This is a genomic window from Vandammella animalimorsus (assembly GCF_002288875.1).
GTDB lineage: Bacteria > Pseudomonadota > Gammaproteobacteria > Burkholderiales > Burkholderiaceae_C > Lampropedia > Lampropedia animalimorsus.
Map to the genome: position 1 here is coordinate 51446 of NZ_NTBH01000006.1, position 16128 is coordinate 67573.

A 16128-nucleotide genomic window follows, 5' to 3' on the forward strand; every position below is an offset into this window, starting at 1 on the left:
GGATGGTAGGCAATCATTGCACGGGGCAGGCAGGGGTGTTGGCCGCTTGCCTGCCGAGCGTGCCATCAAAGGCCGTGTACTTTGACACGCTCTTGCAGCGGAGCGAAAGCCTTTTCACCGGCCGGAGCGCTGATGCCGCCGAACACCAGTTGTGCGCGCAGCTTCCAGTGGCTGGGGATGTTCCAGGTGCTGGCTACCTGCGCGTCAATCACCGGGTTGTAGTGTTGCAGGTTGCCGCCGACACCGGCTGCGGCCAGCGTTGACCAGACCACGTACTGGTGCATGGCGCTGGTGTGCTCGCTCCAGATGGGGAAGTTGTCGGCATACAGGGCGAACTTTTCCTGCAAACCCTTGACCACGTCTTGGTCTTCAAAGAACAGCACGCTGCCCGCTGCGGCCTTGAACATGTTGAGCTTGTCCTCGGTGGCCTGGAAGTTCTCGGCCGGCACAATCTTGCGCAATTCGCTGATGGCGATGTCCCACAGCTTTTCATGCTCGCTGCCAAACAGCACCACCACGCGGGCGGATTGCGAGTTGAAGGCGGACGGGGTGTGTTTGACCGCATGCTCAACGATTTGCACTACCTGCTCGCCGCTGACCGGCAGGTTCTTGTTGAGGGCATACACCGAGCGGCGGGTTTCTGCGGCTTGTTGCAGGGTCTGAAGATTCGACATGGGATTTCCTTGCATGAAAAGTGGAAAGATGGGGCGGCTGCCCGTGGGCAGCCAGCCTTGACAGAATATCCGCTCAATGCGGCTGATTGATATTGGCCTCGATATCCATGGGCACGTCCATCAGCAGGATTTCGGCATCGCCCAGCGCCTCGACCTCGAAGCCATCGGTTTCCCAAAGACCCAGGCCATCACGCTCGCCCAGCTCGATGCCGCCGACTTTGGCCTTGCCCTTGATCACGAACACATAGACGCCGTTGCCTTCGCGCTTGACCTGATAGCGCTTTTGCGTGCCGTCAGCAAAGCGCGCCAGCGAGAACCAGGCATTTTGGTGGATCCACACCCCGTCATCATCGGCATGCGGCGAGAGGATTTGCTGGAAATCGTTGGGCTGCGCCTGATCGGCGATGGTGATTTGCTGATAGCGCGGCTCGACACCATTCTTGCGCGGCAGCACCCAGATTTGCAGGAACTTCACCGCCTGGTCGCGGTTGGCATTCATCTCACTATGGGTGACCCCGGTGCCGGCCGACATCACCTGCACATCGCCATTTTTGATGATGCTGCCATTGCCCATGCTGTCGCGGTGCGCCAAGTCGCCGGACAGCGGCACGGAGATGATTTCCATGTCGCGGTGCGGATGAGTGCCAAAGCCCTGGCCGCCTTCAACGAAATCGTCATTGATCACGCGCAGCACGCCAAAGCCCATGCGCTCGGGGTTGTAGTAATTGGCAAAGCTGAAGGTGTGGGCGCTTTTGAGCCAGCCGTGGTTGGCGAAACCGCGCGAGTTGGCAGCGTGGTGGATGGTTTTCATCACAGAACTCCTGATATTCAAGCAAGCGCCACAAAAGCGCGATGGCAGGCATGTTAGCCACGCAGCGGATGCAGAAAAAGCCGCAAACAGGAAAATCACTGTTTCCAAACAGGAAATTATCAATCAAAAATACCGCAACCCATTTCCATTTCATAGGCCAATTACCCACAATCCTCAGGGCGTCATGGCATCAGTGTGCACTGCGGCAATGGTCGCAGCCATAGCACCCACCGGGCAAAGCTTGCAAACGCAGCAGACCGTGGTCAATCCACAGGCAGGCCCTTGACGCCGGGGTTCGTGCAGATCTGTGCCTGCCCCTCACTTCCCACGGTCTTTGCGCAAGCCAGCCCCTACGGCACACAATCCTATGTCTTATATAAGATGCGAATGCCATCGCGCTGATCGGCAGTAAAATTTGCGCCACACCGACCCGCTCGCGCCTCCTGCCTCCTGCTATGGCGCCTTTTCCCTCTTATTCTTTGCTCTTCTTGCTGCGCTGCAACAGCTGCGCGGCCCCACACCATGACCGAGCTCCAAGGGCTGAACAAGGCCAGCCATGGCACAGCCAACGCCCTGTCGCCCCCCTCCTTCAGCCCTCTTTATCGCCAGATCAAAGACTTGCTGCTGCAAAAGCTCCAAGCCGGGCAGTGGCAGCCTGGGCAAGCCATCCCCAGTGAAATGGAGCTATCGCAGCAATTGCGCGTCAGCCAAGGCACGGTGCGCAAAGCCATTGATGAGCTGGCTGCGGAGAACCTGTTGGTGCGCCGCCAGGGCAAAGGCACCTTCGTGGCCACACACTCCGAGCAGCATGTGCAATACCGCTTTCTGCGCCTGCGGCCCGACGCTGGCGATCTGGACGAGGAAGGCGCTGCGCAGCGCCACATCCTGCATTGCAAGCGTGGCCGCGCCAGTGCAGAACTGGCTGCGCAGCTGGGCCTGCGCAGCAGCGATGCCGTGGTGCATATCCGCCGCACGCTGTCGATGCAGGGCGTGCCCTCCGTGCTGGAGGACATCTGGCTGCCCGGCAACACCTTCAAGGGCATCAGTGCCGAACAAATTGCCGATTACCCCGGCCCAACCTATGCGCTGCTGGAAAAGGAATTCGGGATACGCATGGTGCGCGCCATCGAAAAGCTCAAAGCCATTGCCGCGCCCGATGCTCAGACCGCCACGCTACTGCAGGTGCCTCCAGGCTCGCCACTGCTGGCCGTCCAGCGCCTGGCCTATACCTACAACGATGTGCCGATGGAAGTGCGCCACGGCCTGTACCGCACCGATACCCACCACTATTTGAATGAGCTGAACTGAACACGGCGCGCCCTCGCCGAGCGCGTCAACTTTTTACATTGTTGTCACAAATGGCCGCAGTTGTCAGCCAGCTGGAATGGTTGGGTCTAAAATCCTGCCGTTTTGCCTGAAACAGGCCCACGGCTGCCTGCGCTGCCGTCAGCTTGAATCGACTGCTGTTTCAACGCATTGCCCCGCTCCCCTGCACAGAAAGACATACGCCCATGAATGAAGTCGCAAAGAAAAGGCCTGAATTTCGCAACATCAATCTCTTCCACGATGTGCGCACATACCGCCTGCCGCCAGCAGGGGTGCTGTCGATCCTGCACCGGGTCAGCGGCGCGATCATGTTCCTGCTGCTGCCCGTGCTGCTGTGGCTGCTAGACATGTCGCTGCGCTCGCCAGAGACCTTCGCAAAGGCCACCAGTATCTTCCGCACGGGCCTGTGGATCTTCCCCGGCTTTCTGGTGCGCCTGGGCGTGCTGGTGCTGGTCTGGGCGTTCCTGCACCACCTCTGCGCTGGCATCCGCCATTTGTGGATGGACGTGGATCACCACAGCGTCACCAAGGAGTTCGGCCGCAAGTCGGCACTGGCCTCGTTCGCCATCAGCCTGGGCCTGACCGTGGTGTTCGGCGCCAAGGTCTTTGGCCTGTACTAAGCCCAGCCAGTGCCAGCCCGCATCTCACCTTAGGAGTTCTTCCCATGTCCATCAACTACGGTTCCAAGCGCCTCGTGGTCGGCGCCCATTACGGCCTGCGCGATTGGCTCAGCCAGCGCATCACAGCCATCCTGATTGCCTTGTTCGCTCTGGTGCTCATGGCCCAGATTTGCTTCACCAAAGGCCCGATCGACTACGCCGCCTGGCGGGCGATTTTCGATGCGCAGTGGATGCGTCTGTTTACCTTCGTCACCGCGGTGGCCGTGCTTTGGCATGCCTGGGTTGGCGTGCGCGATATCTGGATGGACTACGTTTCCCCGGCGGGCCTGCGCCTGTTCATGGACGTACTGACCATCGTCTGGCTGGTGGGCTGCGCCGGCTGGGTCTTCCAGATCCTGTGGCGCCTCTGACCGCCCCGGCCGCAGCTGCCAGCGGCCTCTGACCGGCCCTGCAAAAACAACGATCCCCGCCCCGCTTTGAGATACCACGATTTCCCAACACCATGAGCTACTCCAAAGAAAACATCATCACCCGCAAGTTCGACGCCGTCATCGTCGGCGCGGGCGGCTCCGGTCTGCGTGCCGCGCTGGAACTCTCGCGCGCGGGCCTGTCCGTGGCCTCGCTGTCCAAGGTCTTCCCGACCCGCTCGCACACCGTGGCGGCCCAGGGCGGCGTGTCCGCATCGCTGGGCAATATGAGCGAGGACAACTGGCACTACCACTTCTACGACACCATCAAGGGCAGCGACTGGCTGGGCGATCAGGACGCCATCGAGTTCATGTGCCGTGAGGCACCCAACGTCGTCATCGAGCTGGAGCACTTCGGCATGCCGTTCGACCGCAACCCCGACGGCACCATCTACCAGCGCCCCTTCGGCGGCCACACCGCCAACTACGGCGAGAAGCCCGTGCAGCGCGCCTGCGCCGCCGCCGACCGCACCGGCCACGCCATGCTGCACACGCTCTACCAGCAGAACGTCAAGGAAAAAACCAACTTCTTCGTCGAGTGGATGGCGCTGGATCTGATCCGAGACCAAGATGGCGACGTGGTCGGCGTGACTGCGCTGGAGCTGGAAACTGGCGACCTCTACATCCTGCAATCCAAGGTGGTGCTGCTGGCCACTGGCGGTGCAGGCCGCATCTTTGCCGCCTCGACCAACGCCTTCATCAACACCGGCGATGGCCTGGGCATGGCCGCACGTGCGGGCATCCCGCTGCAGGACATGGAGTTCTGGCAGTTCCACCCCACCGGCGTAGCCGGCGCTGGCGTGCTGCTGACCGAGGGCTGCCGCGGCGAGGGCGCCATCCTGCGCAACAGCGAGGGCGAGCGCTTCATGGAACGCTACGCCCCCACCCTCAAGGACTTGGCGCCGCGCGACTTCGTCTCGCGCTCCATGGACCAGGAGATCAAGGAAGGCCGCGGCTGCGGGCCGAACAAGGACTACATCCTGATGGACATGACCCACCTGGGTGCAGACACCATCCGCAAGCGTCTGCCTTCGGTGGAGGAAATTGGCCACAACTTCGCCAACGTGGACATCACCAAGGTGCCCATTCCCGTGGTGCCCACCATTCACTACCAGATGGGCGGCATCCCGACCAACATCAACGGCCAGGTGGTCGTCAAGACACAGACCAACAATGCCGAAGTCGTCGGCGGCCTGTATGCCGTGGGCGAGTGCTCCTGCGTCTCGGTGCATGGCGCCAACCGCCTGGGTACGAACTCCCTGCTGGACCTGCTGGTATTCGGCAAATCGGCCGGCAAACACATCGTGCAAACCGTCAAGGCGCAGGCCGCGCACAAGCCGCTGCCAGCCGATGCCGCCGATCGCACGCTGGCGCGCCTGAACCGCCTGCAAGCCTCAAGCTCGGGCATCTACTCGCAGGACATCGCCAACGAAATCCGCCAGACCATGCAGCAGCACGCCGGCGTGTTCCGCACCCAGAAGGGCATGGACGAGGGCGTGGTCAAGATCAACGCCATCCGTGAAAAGGTCGGCAGTGTCACCCTGCAGGACAAGTCCAAGGTCTGGAATACCGCCCGCATGGAGGCGCTGGAAGTGGACAACCTGATCGAAGTCGCCCAGGCCACCATGACCTCGGCCGCAGCGCGCAAGGAATGCCGTGGCGCGCACACCGTCTACGATTACGAGCGCCCTGCCGATGATCCGGAAGCGCCACTGGGCCGCAACGACAAGGAATGGATGAAACACACGCTGTGGTACAGCGATGGCAACCGCCTGGACTACAAGCCCGTGAACCTCAAGCCGCTGACGGTCGAGAGCGTTCCGCCCAAAGTGCGCACTTTCTAATCATCCACCGGCCACCGCAGAGCCTCACGAGAGCCAAGACACCATGACAATCCGCAAATTCCAGATCTACCGCTACGACCCCGACAAGGACACCAAGCCCTACATGCAGGAGGTCGAAGTCGAGCTCGATGGCCACGAGCGCATGCTGCTCGACGCGCTGGTCAAGCTCAAGGCCAAGGATCCGTCCATCGCCTTCCGACGCTCCTGCCGCGAAGGCGTGTGCGGCTCGGACGCCATGAACATCAACGGCAAGAACGGCCTGGCCTGCCTGACCAACATGAACACGCTGCAGGGCACCATCGTGCTCAAGCCGCTGCCGGGCCTGCCAGTGATCCGCGACCTGATCGTGGACATGACGCAGTTCTTCAAGCAGTACCACAGCATCAAGCCCTATCTGCAAAGCGACATCTACGCCTCGGCAGAAAAGGAACGCCTGCAATCGCCTGAGGAGCGCGAGGAGCTCAACGGGTTGTACGAGTGCATTCTGTGCGCCAGCTGCTCCACCAGCTGCCCGAGCTTCTGGTGGAATCCGGACAAGTTCGTCGGCCCTGCCGGCCTGTTGCAGGCCTACCGCTTCATCGCCGACAGCCGCGACACCGCCACAGGCGCGCGTCTGGACAATCTGGAAGACCCCTACCGCCTGTTCCGCTGCCACACCATCATGAACTGCGTGGACGTCTGCCCCAAAGGTCTGAACCCCACGCGCGCCATCGGCAAGATCAAGGAATTGATGGTGCGCCGCGCCATCTGAGCCTCTGGCCCCGCCAGCATCCATGACCGAGCCCACCGCCCCCTCCGCCACTTGCACTGCCACTGCCGGGCAGCCCACCCAGAGGCTGCTCAGCGAGCTGGAGCTGCGCCAGCTGCACTGGCGCAGCCGCCGCGGCCTGCTGGAAAACGATCTGCTGATCGAGCGTTTCTTCAAGGCCCACGGCAGCGCCCTCACGGTCGAGCAGGGCATGGCTGTCACGGCGCTGATGAACCTGGCCGACAATGATCTGCTGGATCTGCTGCTGCGCCGCAAGGAACCCCAAGGAGATACCGATACCCCCGCGATCCGAGCCGTGCTGGAGCTGATGCGCCCCGCCAAGCCCTCTTCGATGGCTTGAGGCCACTGGCCCCAAGCCTGTCGCAGCCAACGCGCAGCCGCCCGGCACTCCATCCCTGCACCCGCATTTTTCGAAACCCTCCCGCCAGGCATGGCCCTTGCGCTGTATTGCGCAAGCCGCCCCACCAGCTTGGCCCCACCAAAGGAAGAGAACCATGAAGTTGTCCGACAACAAAGCCACCCTCTCATTCAGCAATGGCAAGGCATCGGTCGAGCTGCCCGTTTACGAGGGCAGCATGGGCCCGGACGTGATCGACATCCGCAAGCTCTACGGCCAGACCGGCATGTTCACCTACGACCCCGGTTTTCTGTCCACTGCAGCCTGCCAGTCGGCCATCACCTACATCGACGGCGACAAGGGCGAGCTGCTCTACCGCGGCTACCCCATTGAGCAACTGGCCGAAAAGTGCGACTACCTCGACACCTGCTACCTGCTGCTCAAGGGCGAGCTGCCCAACGCCCAACAGCGTGAAGACTTCCACCAGCTCGTGCTCAAGCACACCATGGTCAACGAGCAGATGCAGTTCTTCCTGCGGGGCTTTCGCCGCGACGCGCACCCCATGGCCGTGCTCACCGGCCTGGTGGGCGCCATGTCGGCCTTCTATCACGAGAACACCGACATCCATAACCCTGAGCACCGTGACCGCGCCGCCATCCAGCTCATCGCCAAGATGCCCACGCTGGTGGCCATGGCCTACAAATACGGCAAGGGCGAGCCGTACATGTACCCGCAAAACAACCTCAGCTATGCCGGCAACTTCATGCGCATGATGTTCGGCACCCCGTGCGAGGAATACAAGGTCAACCCGGTGATTGAAAAGGCGCTGGACCGTATCTTCATCCTGCACGCCGACCACGAGCAAAACGCCTCCACCTCCACCGTGCGCCTGTGCGGCTCTTCGGGCACCAACCCATTCGCCGCCATCGCCGCAGGCGTGGCCTGCCTGTGGGGCCCGGCCCACGGCGGCGCCAACGAAGCCTGCCTGAACATGCTGGAAGACATCCAGAAGATGGGCGGCGTGGCCAAGGTCGGCGAGTTCATGGAAAAGGTCAAGGACAAGAATTCCGGCGTGCGCCTGATGGGCTTTGGCCACCGCGTCTACAAGAACTACGACCCGCGTGCCAAACTGATGCAGGAAACCTGCAACGAGGTGCTGGCCGAGCTGGGCCTGGAAAACGACCCGTTGTTCGCCCTGGCCAAGAAGCTGGAGCAAATCGCGCTGGAAGACGACTACTTCGTGCAGCGCAAGCTCTATCCGAACGTGGACTTCTACTCCGGCATCGTGCAGCGCGCCATCGGCATCCCGGTCAACCTGTTCACCGGCATCTTCGCGCTGGCGCGCACCGTAGGCTGGATTGCCCAGCTCAACGAAATGATTGCCGACCCCGAGTACAAGATCGGCCGCCCGCGCCAGCTCTACACCGGCTCGCCTCGCCGCGACGTGCCCTGAAGCACTCACTGCTCGGCCAATGCCACGAAGCGCGATGCCCGCATGGGCGTCGCGCTTTTTCTTTGTCCGTCGCAGCCAAGCAATTTGCATATTTGCAGAGATAAACTGCAACCCCTGCTATTGATACAACAAATTTGCACAGTAAGATGCGTGCTGCACGGCGTGTGCCGCACCATCGCTTGCCCCAGCGCCTACCCACAGGCCATGGCCGATGAGCGCATGCGCCCCGCTTTCACCTTTTTTTCAATCTAGGAGACAACGCATGAACGCTATCAGCGAGCAGGGCCTGAAGGCCCCCACCGTCAAACTGCTCATCAACGGCCAGTTTGTCGAATCCAAGACCACCGAATGGCGCGAAGTCATCAACCCCGCCACGCAAGAGGTGCTGGCCCGCGTGCCGTTCGCCACGCAGGATGAAATCAACCAGGCCGTGGCCGCCGCCAAGGAGGCCTTCAAGACCTGGCGCAAAACCCCCATCGGCGCACGCGCACGCATCTTCCTGAAATACCAAGAGCTGATTCGCGCCAACATGAAAGAACTGGCCGCGTTGCTGACGGCCGAGCAAGGCAAGACCCTGCCTGACGCCGAGGGCGATGTGTTCCGCGGCCTGGAAGTGGTGGAGCACGCCGCATCCGTGGGCAACCTGCAACTGGGCGAGCTGGCCAACAACGTGGCCAATGGCGTGGACACCTACACCCTGCTGCAACCGCTGGGCGTGTGCGCGGGCATCACGCCGTTCAACTTCCCGGCCATGATCCCGCTGTGGATGTTCCCCATGGCCATTGCCACGGGCAACACCTTCGTGCTCAAGCCCTCCGAGCAAGACCCGATGGTGACCATGCGCCTGTGCGAGCTGGCGCTGGAAGCGGGCATCCCCGCCGGCGTGCTCAACGTCATCCACGGCGGTGAGATGGCCGTCAACGCCATCTGCGATCACCCCGATATCAAGGCCGTGTCTTTCGTCGGCTCCACCAAGGTCGGCACGCACGTGTACAACCGCGCCAGCCTGGCGGGCAAGCGCGTGCAGTGCATGATGGGCGCGAAGAACCACGCCATCGTACTGCCCGATGCGAACAAGGAACAAACCCTCAACGCCATCGCCGGGGCATCGTTTGGCGCCGCAGGCCAGCGCTGCATGGCCCTGCCGGTGGTGGTGCTGGTGGGCGAGGCGCAAAAATGGCTGCCCGAGCTGGTGGAAAAGGCCAAGACGCTCAAGGTCAGCGCCGGCACCGAGCAAGGCGCCGATCTGGGCCCGGTGATCTCCTGCGCCGCGCTCTCGCGCATCGAAGGACTGATCGAGCGCGGCGTGGCCGATGGCGCCAAACTGGAGCTCGACGGCCGCAAGCCCAACGTGCCCGGCTTTGAGAAGGGCAACTTCGTTGGCCCCACCATCTTCAGCGGCGTCAAGCCCGGCATGGCCATTTACGATCAGGAAATCTTCGGCCCCGTGCTGTGCGTGGTCGAGGCCGCTACGCTGGAAGAGGCCATCGAGTTCATCAACGCCAACCCCAACGGCAACGGCACGGCCATCTTCACGCAATCGGGCGCGGCGGCGCACAAGTTCCAGGAGGACATCGACGTCGGCCAGGTTGGCATCAACGTGCCCATCCCCGTGCCCGTACCCCTGTTCTCGTTCAGCGGCTCGCGCGCGTCCAAGCTGGGCGATCTGGGCCCATACGGCAAGCAGGTCATCCTGTTCTACACACAGACCAAGACGGTGACGGCGCGCTGGTTTGACGACAAGTCCACCGGCGGCCTGAACACCACCATCAGCCTGAAGTAAGAAGCTGTTCAAATCTCGGCACAAGTGGGCAAGAAGCGGGTTGGGATGGGCTGCAAGGCGCAAAACGCAGCCATAGCTCGGGCGATGGCAAGGCGATGTAACGCCGCAGGCCGCCCAATTCGCTCTCTTGGCCTCCGTGCAGAGATTGAGGACAGACTCTAGAGCGGCGGCCAGCAACCCTAAAGTTGCTGGCCGTTTTGGAATGTTCTGCGGTGGATGCGCGGCGCGCCTCCCAGCGCTTGCCATCCGCCATTTGATTTGTCATCCCACACGGAGGGTTTGCCCATGTTCGTCACCGTCACTACCTTTGTCATGCCCCAACCCGTCACGCGGCAGGAGGCCCAGCGCATTTTCGAGAGCACCGCGCCCAAGTACCAAAGCGTGGCCGGGCTGCTGCACAAGCGCTACATCCTCAGTGAGGATGGGCGCACCGCTGGCGGCATCTACACCTGGCAGAGCAAGGCCCATGCCCAAGCGCTGTACACGGAGGAATGGAAAGACTTCGTGCGCGACAAATACCACTGCGAGCCGCAAATTGCCTGGTTCTACAGCCCCGTGGTGGTGGACAACGAACGCGGCGAGATCCGCACCGACTGAGCCTCTCATCACCCCATCGCTCAACCCGCCCAACCGCCATGCGCCTGCGCCCGCCGCCGTTTCTTTCTGCCATCGCCGCCCTGGCCTTGAGCGCCGCTGCGCCACAAGCCCAGGCGCAAGCGCTGGCCCCGGCCACGCCCGCTTGCACCGCCGCCACCTGCACGCTGCAGGACTTCGAGGCCGTGCGCGATGCCACGGAAACCCTGTATGGCGACGTGCTGCTGGTGCTCTCGGCCCATGAGCGCCCCGCCCTGCGCGGCAACCAGAACGAATGGCGGCGCACCGCGCGCCAGCATTGCCAGCAAGCAGCCCCCGCCGGGCCAGACTTGCACGCGCCCGCAGCCAGCGCACACCACGCCTGCATGATCGAGCAGCACGCCCTGCGCCGCCAGGCCCTGCGCCACTGGCTGATGCACGGCTACAGCGTGGAATGAGCGCACGCGATGCCCATTGCGATGAAGATTTTTTGCGCCCATGCCCGCCTTCGACCCCGTTTTGCTGTTGTTGCTGGCCATCGCCGCCCTGGGCATCGTCAGCCAGAACCACAGCATCACCTACGCCATGCTGGCCCTGCTGCTGGTGCGCATGACGCCCTTGCAGCAGTACTTTCCCTGGATCCAAAAGCACGGCCTGAATCTGGGCATCACCATTTTGTTCATCGGCGTCATGGCGCCCATTGCCAGCGGCCAAATCGCTCTGGCCGATGTGCTGCGCAGCTTTACCCACTGGCAATCGCTGCTGGCCGTGGCGGTGGGCGTGCTGGTGGCCTGGCTGGGCGGGCGCGGCCTGCCGCTGATGATGGAGCACCCCGGCCTGGTGCCTGGCCTGATGGTGGGCACCGTCATCGGCGTAGCCTTCTTCAAGGGCGTGCCCGTCGGCCCGTTGATTGCGGCGGGCATGCTGGCCGTTGTCATAGGCAAATGGTAGGCCGGTAGGCCGGAGAGCGCGGGCCAGCCGCAGCGACTGAAAAACCAACGCATCCCTCAAACCACAACAACCCAAGGAGACACTCCATGCACTTTGAACCCACCGAAGACCAACTGGCCTTTGCCGAAACCGCGCGCGCCTTCGCCCAGGCCGAGCTGGCCCCCTACGCTGCGCAATGGGATGAGGAAGGCCACTTCCCCAAGGAAACCATTGCCAAGTCCGGCGAGCTGGGCTTTTGCGGCCTGTACGCGCCCGAATCCATCGGCGGCCTGGCTCTGCCGCGGCTGGATGCCACCTTTGTGTTTGAAGAAATGGCCGCGGTCGATCCCTCCACCACCGCCTTCATCACCATCCACAACATGGCCACCTGGATGCTGGGCACCTGGGGCGGCGACGAAGTGCGCAAGGAATGGGGCGAGGCGCTGACCAGTGGGCAAAAGCTCGCCAGCTACTGCCTGACCGAGCCGGGCGCAGGCTCTGACGCCGCCTCGCTCAAGACCCGCGCCGAGCTGGTGGGCAACGAATACGTCATCAACGGCAGCAAGGCCTTCATCTCCGGCGCGGGCAGCACCGACGTGCTGGTGCTCATGGCGCGCAGCGGCGGCCCCGGGGCATCGGGCGTTTCGGCCTTTGTCGTGCCCGCCAACGCCGAGGGCATCAGCTACGGCAAAAAAGAGCAAAAAATGGGCTGGAACAGCCAGCCCACGCGCACCATCAGCTTCGACAACGTGCGCATCCCCGCGCACAACCTGCTGGGCAACGAGGGCGAAGGCTTCAAGATCGCCATGAAGGGGCTGGACGGCGGGCGCATCAACATCGCCACCTGCTCCGTCGGCGGCGCGCAGGGCGCGCTGGCCCAGGCGCAGCGCTACATCCAGGAGCGTCAGCAGTTCGGCAAGGCCATCTCCACCTTCCAGGCGCTGCAATTCAAGCTGGCCGACATGGCCACCGAACTGGTGGCCGCGCGCCAAATGGTGCGCCTGGCCGCCAGCAAGCTCGACCGCCAGGACCCCAACGCCACCACCTACTGCGCCATGGCCAAGCGCTTTGCCACGGACTTTGGCTTCAAAGTCATCAACGAGGCGCTGCAACTGCACGGTGGCTACGGCTACATCCGCGAATACCCGCTCGAGCGCCTGCTGCGCGACGCGCGCGTGCACCAGATTCTGGAAGGCACGAACGAAATCATGCGCGTCATCATCGCCCGCCGCATGCTCGACGGCGACGCGCCGGATGTGATCCGCTGAGCCAACGCAGCCGCTGCCCCGCCGCATGGCCGCCCGCCCCCTCGACCCGCACACCCTGCAACGCATCGACGCCGTGCGCGATGTCTTGCTGGCCTGCGCGCCCAGCGCCGAAGTGGCAGAAAAAACCCTGTTCGGCGGCTACGCCTTCATGGTCAACGGCAAGCTGTGCCTGGGCGTGGGCGAGGACGAGCTGCTGTGCCGCATCCACCCCGAGCAACACGACGCCGCGCTGGAGCGCCCCGGCACGCGCGAAATGCGCCACGGCCAGCGCGTCATGCGCGGCTATGTGTTCGTGGAGTGGGCCAGCTTGCAAACCAAGGCACAGTTTCAGACCTGGATCGAGCAGGCCCTGGCCTACAACCCGCTGGCCAAGGCAGCGCCCCGTCGGCGAGCACGGCAACAGGCGGGTCAGCGGACAAAAGGACTGCGCGCATGAGCACGCCGCTGCACACCGCCTCCAGTGCCGCCCTGCCCTATTGGATGTGGGTCGGCCTGGGCGGCCTGCTGGGCGCTATCGCCCGCTACACCCTGAGCCTGCGCCTGAGCGCCGCCACCGCGCCCTCGGCAGGGCTGGCGCCGCTGCCCTGGGGCACGCTGGCGGTCAATCTGCTGGGCTGTTTGGCCATCGGCCTGCTGGCGGGCCTGGCGCTGCGCGGCGATTGGCTTGGCCCCGCACTGCGGCTGTTTCTGTTCACCGGCGTGCTGGGCGGCTTCACCACCTTTTCCGCTTTCGGGCTGGAGGCGCTGACGCTGCTGCTCCAGCGTCAGTGGGCGCTGGCCTTGGGCTATGTGCTGGCCAGCGTGGGCCTGGGCCTGCTGGCCGTGGCCGCCGGGCTATGGGCTGGCGGCGGCGCAGCCGCATTGCGGCATTGACGCTCTTTCACTTTTTTCCCTTCAACCCTCAACAACCCTTTCCAAGGAGACTCTCATGAAAATCGCATTCATCGGCCTGGGCAACATGGGCAGCGGCATGGCTTTGAACCTGCACAAGGCAGGCCACGAAGTCAGCGGCTTTGACCTGTCCGAAGCGGCCAAGAAGTTCCACGCCGAGCAAGGCATCCGCGTCGCAGGCAGCGCGAAAGAAGCCGCCGCAGGCGCCGAGGTCGTCATCACCATGCTGCCGGCCAGCCAGCACGTCGAAGGCATGTTCATCGGCACCGCCGAGCAGCCCGGCCTGCTGGCCGACATGCCTGCAGGCACGCTCATCATCGACAGCAGCACCATCGCCGCCGACACCGCCCGCAAAGTGGGCAAGGCCGCCGCTGCCAAGGGTGTGGACTTCATCGATGCGCCCGTCTCCGGCGGCACCGCAGGCGCGGCCGCGGGCACGCTGACCTTCATGGTCGGCGGCAGCGATGCCGCGCTGGAGCGCGCCCGCCCGCTGCTGGAGAAAATGGGCAAAAACATCTTCCACGCCGGCGACGTGGGCGCAGGCCAGACCGCCAAGATCTGCAACAACATGCTGCTGGGCATCTTGATGATCGGCACCAGCGAGGCGCTGGCGCTGGGCATGGCCAACGGGCTGGACCCGAAAGTGCTCTCTGAAATCATGCGCCGCAGCTCTGGCGGCAACTGGACGCTGGAGGTCTACAACCCCGTGCCCGGCGTGCAAGAGGCATCTGCCGCCACACGCGGCTACACCGGCGGCTTCGGCACCGACTTGATGCTCAAGGATCTGGGCCTGGCGCTGGAGAACGCCGTCACCGCCAAGGCCAGCACCCCGCTGGGCGCCATGGCCCGCAGCATCTACGCCGCCCACAGCATCGGCGGCCACGGCGGCGAGGATTTCTCCAGCATCATCAAGATGCTGCAAAAGCAGGCCTGAGCCTCTGCGAGAGCCCCAAAGCGCGCCTTGGGTTGTCTGCGCCTTGCAGGCCGGCCCAAGCCGCGCTTTTTTTCAAGCCCAAAAGAGATCCCAAGAATCCGCGAACAGACGCTGACACCATGGAACAGCCCAGCAGCCCCACCGTGCGCCTGGACGAAGCCGCGCTGCGCGCCATTGCCAGCGCCTACCCCGGGCTGGCGGCCGATTACCTGGCCTATCTGCGCGATACCGGCTGGGGCGAAAGCGCCAGCGGCTGCATGATCTACAGCGCCCCGGTGCCCGCGCACGAAATCTACGGCCCCGAGGCCGCCCTCAGCGGCAAGCTGCTGCTGGGCGACGACTTCCAAGGCCACTGCCTGGGCTACGACCTGCAGGCGCGCTGCTACGGCGAAGTCAGCCCCGAGGGCCTATGGCAGCCCTGGCCGGCAGACCAGGGGCTGGCCAGCTACGTGGCCTGAGGGTATTGCCGCCGCTGCAACAAGTACCCAGAGTGACCATGACCATCACTTGACCAAGGCCAGCATTTCCTTGAACTTGGGATGCTCGGCCGAGCCGCACCATTCGAAGGCCACCATCTCGGTGCTCACCAGCTCTGCCCCAGCCGCCGCCAAACGATCGAAGGCCGCATCGCGGTTGCGTTCCGTGCGCGAGCTGCAGGCATCGGTGACGACCCAGACTTCAAAGTCCTGCTCCAGCAGGCCCAGCGCCGTTTGCAGCAGACAGACGTGGGCTTCGCAGCCGGCAATGACGATTTGCTCACGCGGATTCGGCGCGCTGGGGCGCGCTTTTTGCAGGTGCTTGGGCAGGCTGCGCGCATTGCCCGCAGGCGCAGGCGCTGGCGGGCGCAGCAGTTGCAGCAGGTCAGGCTCGGCACAGGCGCCGAAGTGCATTTTCGAGATGGTCTTCTGGCACAGGCTCTGGATGGCCGCGTCGTTGGGCCCCAGACGCTGGGGGTTTTGCTCCGTGCCCCAGCAAGGCACTTCGAACAAGGCCGCCAGTCGCCCCAGCAGAATGGCCCGTTGCAGCACCTGCTCGGCCTCAAAAATGACGGGCATCAGTTTGGTCTGGTAGTCCACCAGCACCAGCTGTGCTTGTTGTGCATCCATCAGCATGTGGTTTTCCTATGTATTGCAGTCGGTGGGTTGCGGTCGTCGAATTGGGTCGCTCTCTGCCCTGCCGGCCAGGTCATTCAGCGGCGCAGGCCCCGGCATGGCGCCTGGGCAGCGATTGTGCGCGCCTGCACGGTTTTGCTCAATTGGTCAATTGGGCCTGCAGCGCCTGGGCAAACAATGCTCCGCAAGCACGTCAAAGATGCCAAAGCCGCTTGGTAGGGCAAAGCCAGGGCATTATTTGAAAATGGAACAATTTGTGTTCAAATGCAAGCCCTGTTTCTGATACGCCAATGTCAAATATTGCAATCTTGCATGAAATCATGAAGTTACAAGAAT

20 protein-coding genes are annotated in these 16128 nt (G+C 63.4%); 17 read left to right on the plus strand and 3 right to left on the minus strand.

The window, feature by feature from the left end; genetic code table 11:
* Positions 1–65: 65 nt before the first annotated feature.
* Positions 66–674 (minus strand): nitroreductase family protein, encoded by a 609-nt coding sequence (locus tag CLI93_RS09635; protein ID WP_095542338.1) that lies wholly within the window; start codon positions 672–674, stop codon positions 66–68.
* Positions 675–747: 73 nt separating this feature from the next.
* Positions 748–1485, minus strand: coding sequence for a pirin family protein (locus CLI93_RS09640; RefSeq protein WP_095542339.1), 738 nt, complete (start codon positions 1483–1485; stop codon positions 748–750).
* On the opposite strand from CLI93_RS09640, the gene CLI93_RS14900 reads away from it, so the two are divergent.
* From CLI93_RS14900 to CLI93_RS09720, 17 genes are all read left to right on the plus strand, one after another.
* Positions 1475–1771, plus strand: a complete 297-nt coding sequence (locus tag CLI93_RS14900) for a hypothetical protein (RefSeq protein WP_143326389.1) — start codon at positions 1475–1477, stop codon at positions 1769–1771. The genes CLI93_RS09640 and CLI93_RS14900 overlap by 11 nt on opposite strands.
* Positions 1772–2007: 236 nt before the next feature.
* Positions 2008–2793, plus strand: a complete 786-nt coding sequence (locus CLI93_RS09645; protein WP_095542340.1) for a GntR family transcriptional regulator — start codon at positions 2008–2010, stop codon at positions 2791–2793.
* A 203-nt stretch (positions 2794–2996) separates the two neighbouring features.
* On the plus strand, positions 2997–3431 hold the full coding sequence (gene sdhC / locus CLI93_RS09650; protein WP_095538468.1) for a succinate dehydrogenase, cytochrome b556 subunit: 435 nt from the start codon (positions 2997–2999) through the stop codon (positions 3429–3431).
* Between the two features lie 44 nt (positions 3432–3475).
* Positions 3476–3841, plus strand: coding sequence for a succinate dehydrogenase, hydrophobic membrane anchor protein (gene sdhD / locus CLI93_RS09655; protein WP_095542341.1), 366 nt, complete (start codon positions 3476–3478; stop codon positions 3839–3841).
* Between the two features lie 92 nt (positions 3842–3933).
* The gene (gene sdhA / locus CLI93_RS09660) at positions 3934–5742 is read left to right on the plus strand and encodes a succinate dehydrogenase flavoprotein subunit (protein ID WP_095542342.1); all 1809 of its coding nucleotides are present in this window, start codon (positions 3934–3936) and stop codon (positions 5740–5742) included.
* Between the two features lie 43 nt (positions 5743–5785).
* Positions 5786–6493 (plus strand): succinate dehydrogenase iron-sulfur subunit, encoded by a 708-nt coding sequence (locus CLI93_RS09665; protein WP_095542343.1) that lies wholly within the window; start codon positions 5786–5788, stop codon positions 6491–6493.
* Positions 6494–6515: 22 nt separating this feature from the next.
* On the plus strand, positions 6516–6851 hold the full coding sequence (locus tag CLI93_RS09670) for an FAD assembly factor SdhE (protein WP_095542344.1): 336 nt from the start codon (positions 6516–6518) through the stop codon (positions 6849–6851).
* 154 nt (positions 6852–7005) lie between these two features.
* Positions 7006–8301, plus strand: a complete 1296-nt coding sequence (locus tag CLI93_RS09675; protein WP_095542345.1) for a citrate synthase — start codon at positions 7006–7008, stop codon at positions 8299–8301.
* 262 nt (positions 8302–8563) lie between these two features.
* Positions 8564–10084 (plus strand): CoA-acylating methylmalonate-semialdehyde dehydrogenase, encoded by a 1521-nt coding sequence (locus CLI93_RS09680; RefSeq protein ID WP_095542346.1) that lies wholly within the window; start codon positions 8564–8566, stop codon positions 10082–10084.
* Between the two features lie 285 nt (positions 10085–10369).
* Positions 10370–10681: a monooxygenase gene (locus CLI93_RS09685; protein WP_095542347.1), complete on the plus strand. Its 312-nt coding sequence runs from the start codon at positions 10370–10372 to the stop codon at positions 10679–10681.
* Between the two features lie 38 nt (positions 10682–10719).
* Positions 10720–11115 (plus strand): lysozyme inhibitor LprI family protein, encoded by a 396-nt coding sequence (locus CLI93_RS09690; protein ID WP_095542348.1) that lies wholly within the window; start codon positions 10720–10722, stop codon positions 11113–11115.
* 40 nt (positions 11116–11155) lie between these two features.
* On the plus strand, positions 11156–11608 hold the full coding sequence (locus tag CLI93_RS09695; RefSeq protein ID WP_095542349.1) for a DUF441 domain-containing protein: 453 nt from the start codon (positions 11156–11158) through the stop codon (positions 11606–11608).
* A gap of 86 nt (positions 11609–11694) precedes the next feature.
* Complete coding sequence (locus CLI93_RS09700; RefSeq protein ID WP_095542350.1) at positions 11695–12855, plus strand: acyl-CoA dehydrogenase family protein; 1161 nt, start codon at positions 11695–11697, stop codon at positions 12853–12855.
* A gap of 25 nt (positions 12856–12880) precedes the next feature.
* Positions 12881–13291, plus strand: a complete 411-nt coding sequence (locus CLI93_RS09705; RefSeq protein WP_095542351.1) for a TfoX/Sxy family protein — start codon at positions 12881–12883, stop codon at positions 13289–13291.
* Entirely contained in the window at positions 13288–13728 is a 441-nt protein-coding gene (gene crcB / locus CLI93_RS09710) for a fluoride efflux transporter CrcB (protein ID WP_095542352.1), read from the plus strand. The genes CLI93_RS09705 and crcB overlap by 4 nt, the downstream gene beginning before the upstream one ends.
* Positions 13729–13783: 55 nt before the next feature.
* Positions 13784–14680, plus strand: a complete 897-nt coding sequence (mmsB, locus tag CLI93_RS09715; protein WP_095538455.1) for a 3-hydroxyisobutyrate dehydrogenase — start codon at positions 13784–13786, stop codon at positions 14678–14680.
* Between the two features lie 119 nt (positions 14681–14799).
* Positions 14800–15138 carry a hypothetical protein gene (locus tag CLI93_RS09720; protein WP_095542353.1) on the plus strand — a complete coding sequence of 113 codons (339 nt, stop codon included), beginning with the start codon at positions 14800–14802 and terminating at the stop codon, positions 15136–15138.
* Between the two features lie 45 nt (positions 15139–15183).
* Here CLI93_RS09720 and CLI93_RS09725 read toward each other — a convergent pair whose 3' ends face one another.
* On the minus strand, positions 15184–15792 hold the full coding sequence (locus CLI93_RS09725; RefSeq protein ID WP_095542354.1) for an isochorismatase family protein: 609 nt from the start codon (positions 15790–15792) through the stop codon (positions 15184–15186).
* Between the last annotated feature and the right edge of the window lie 336 nt (positions 15793–16128).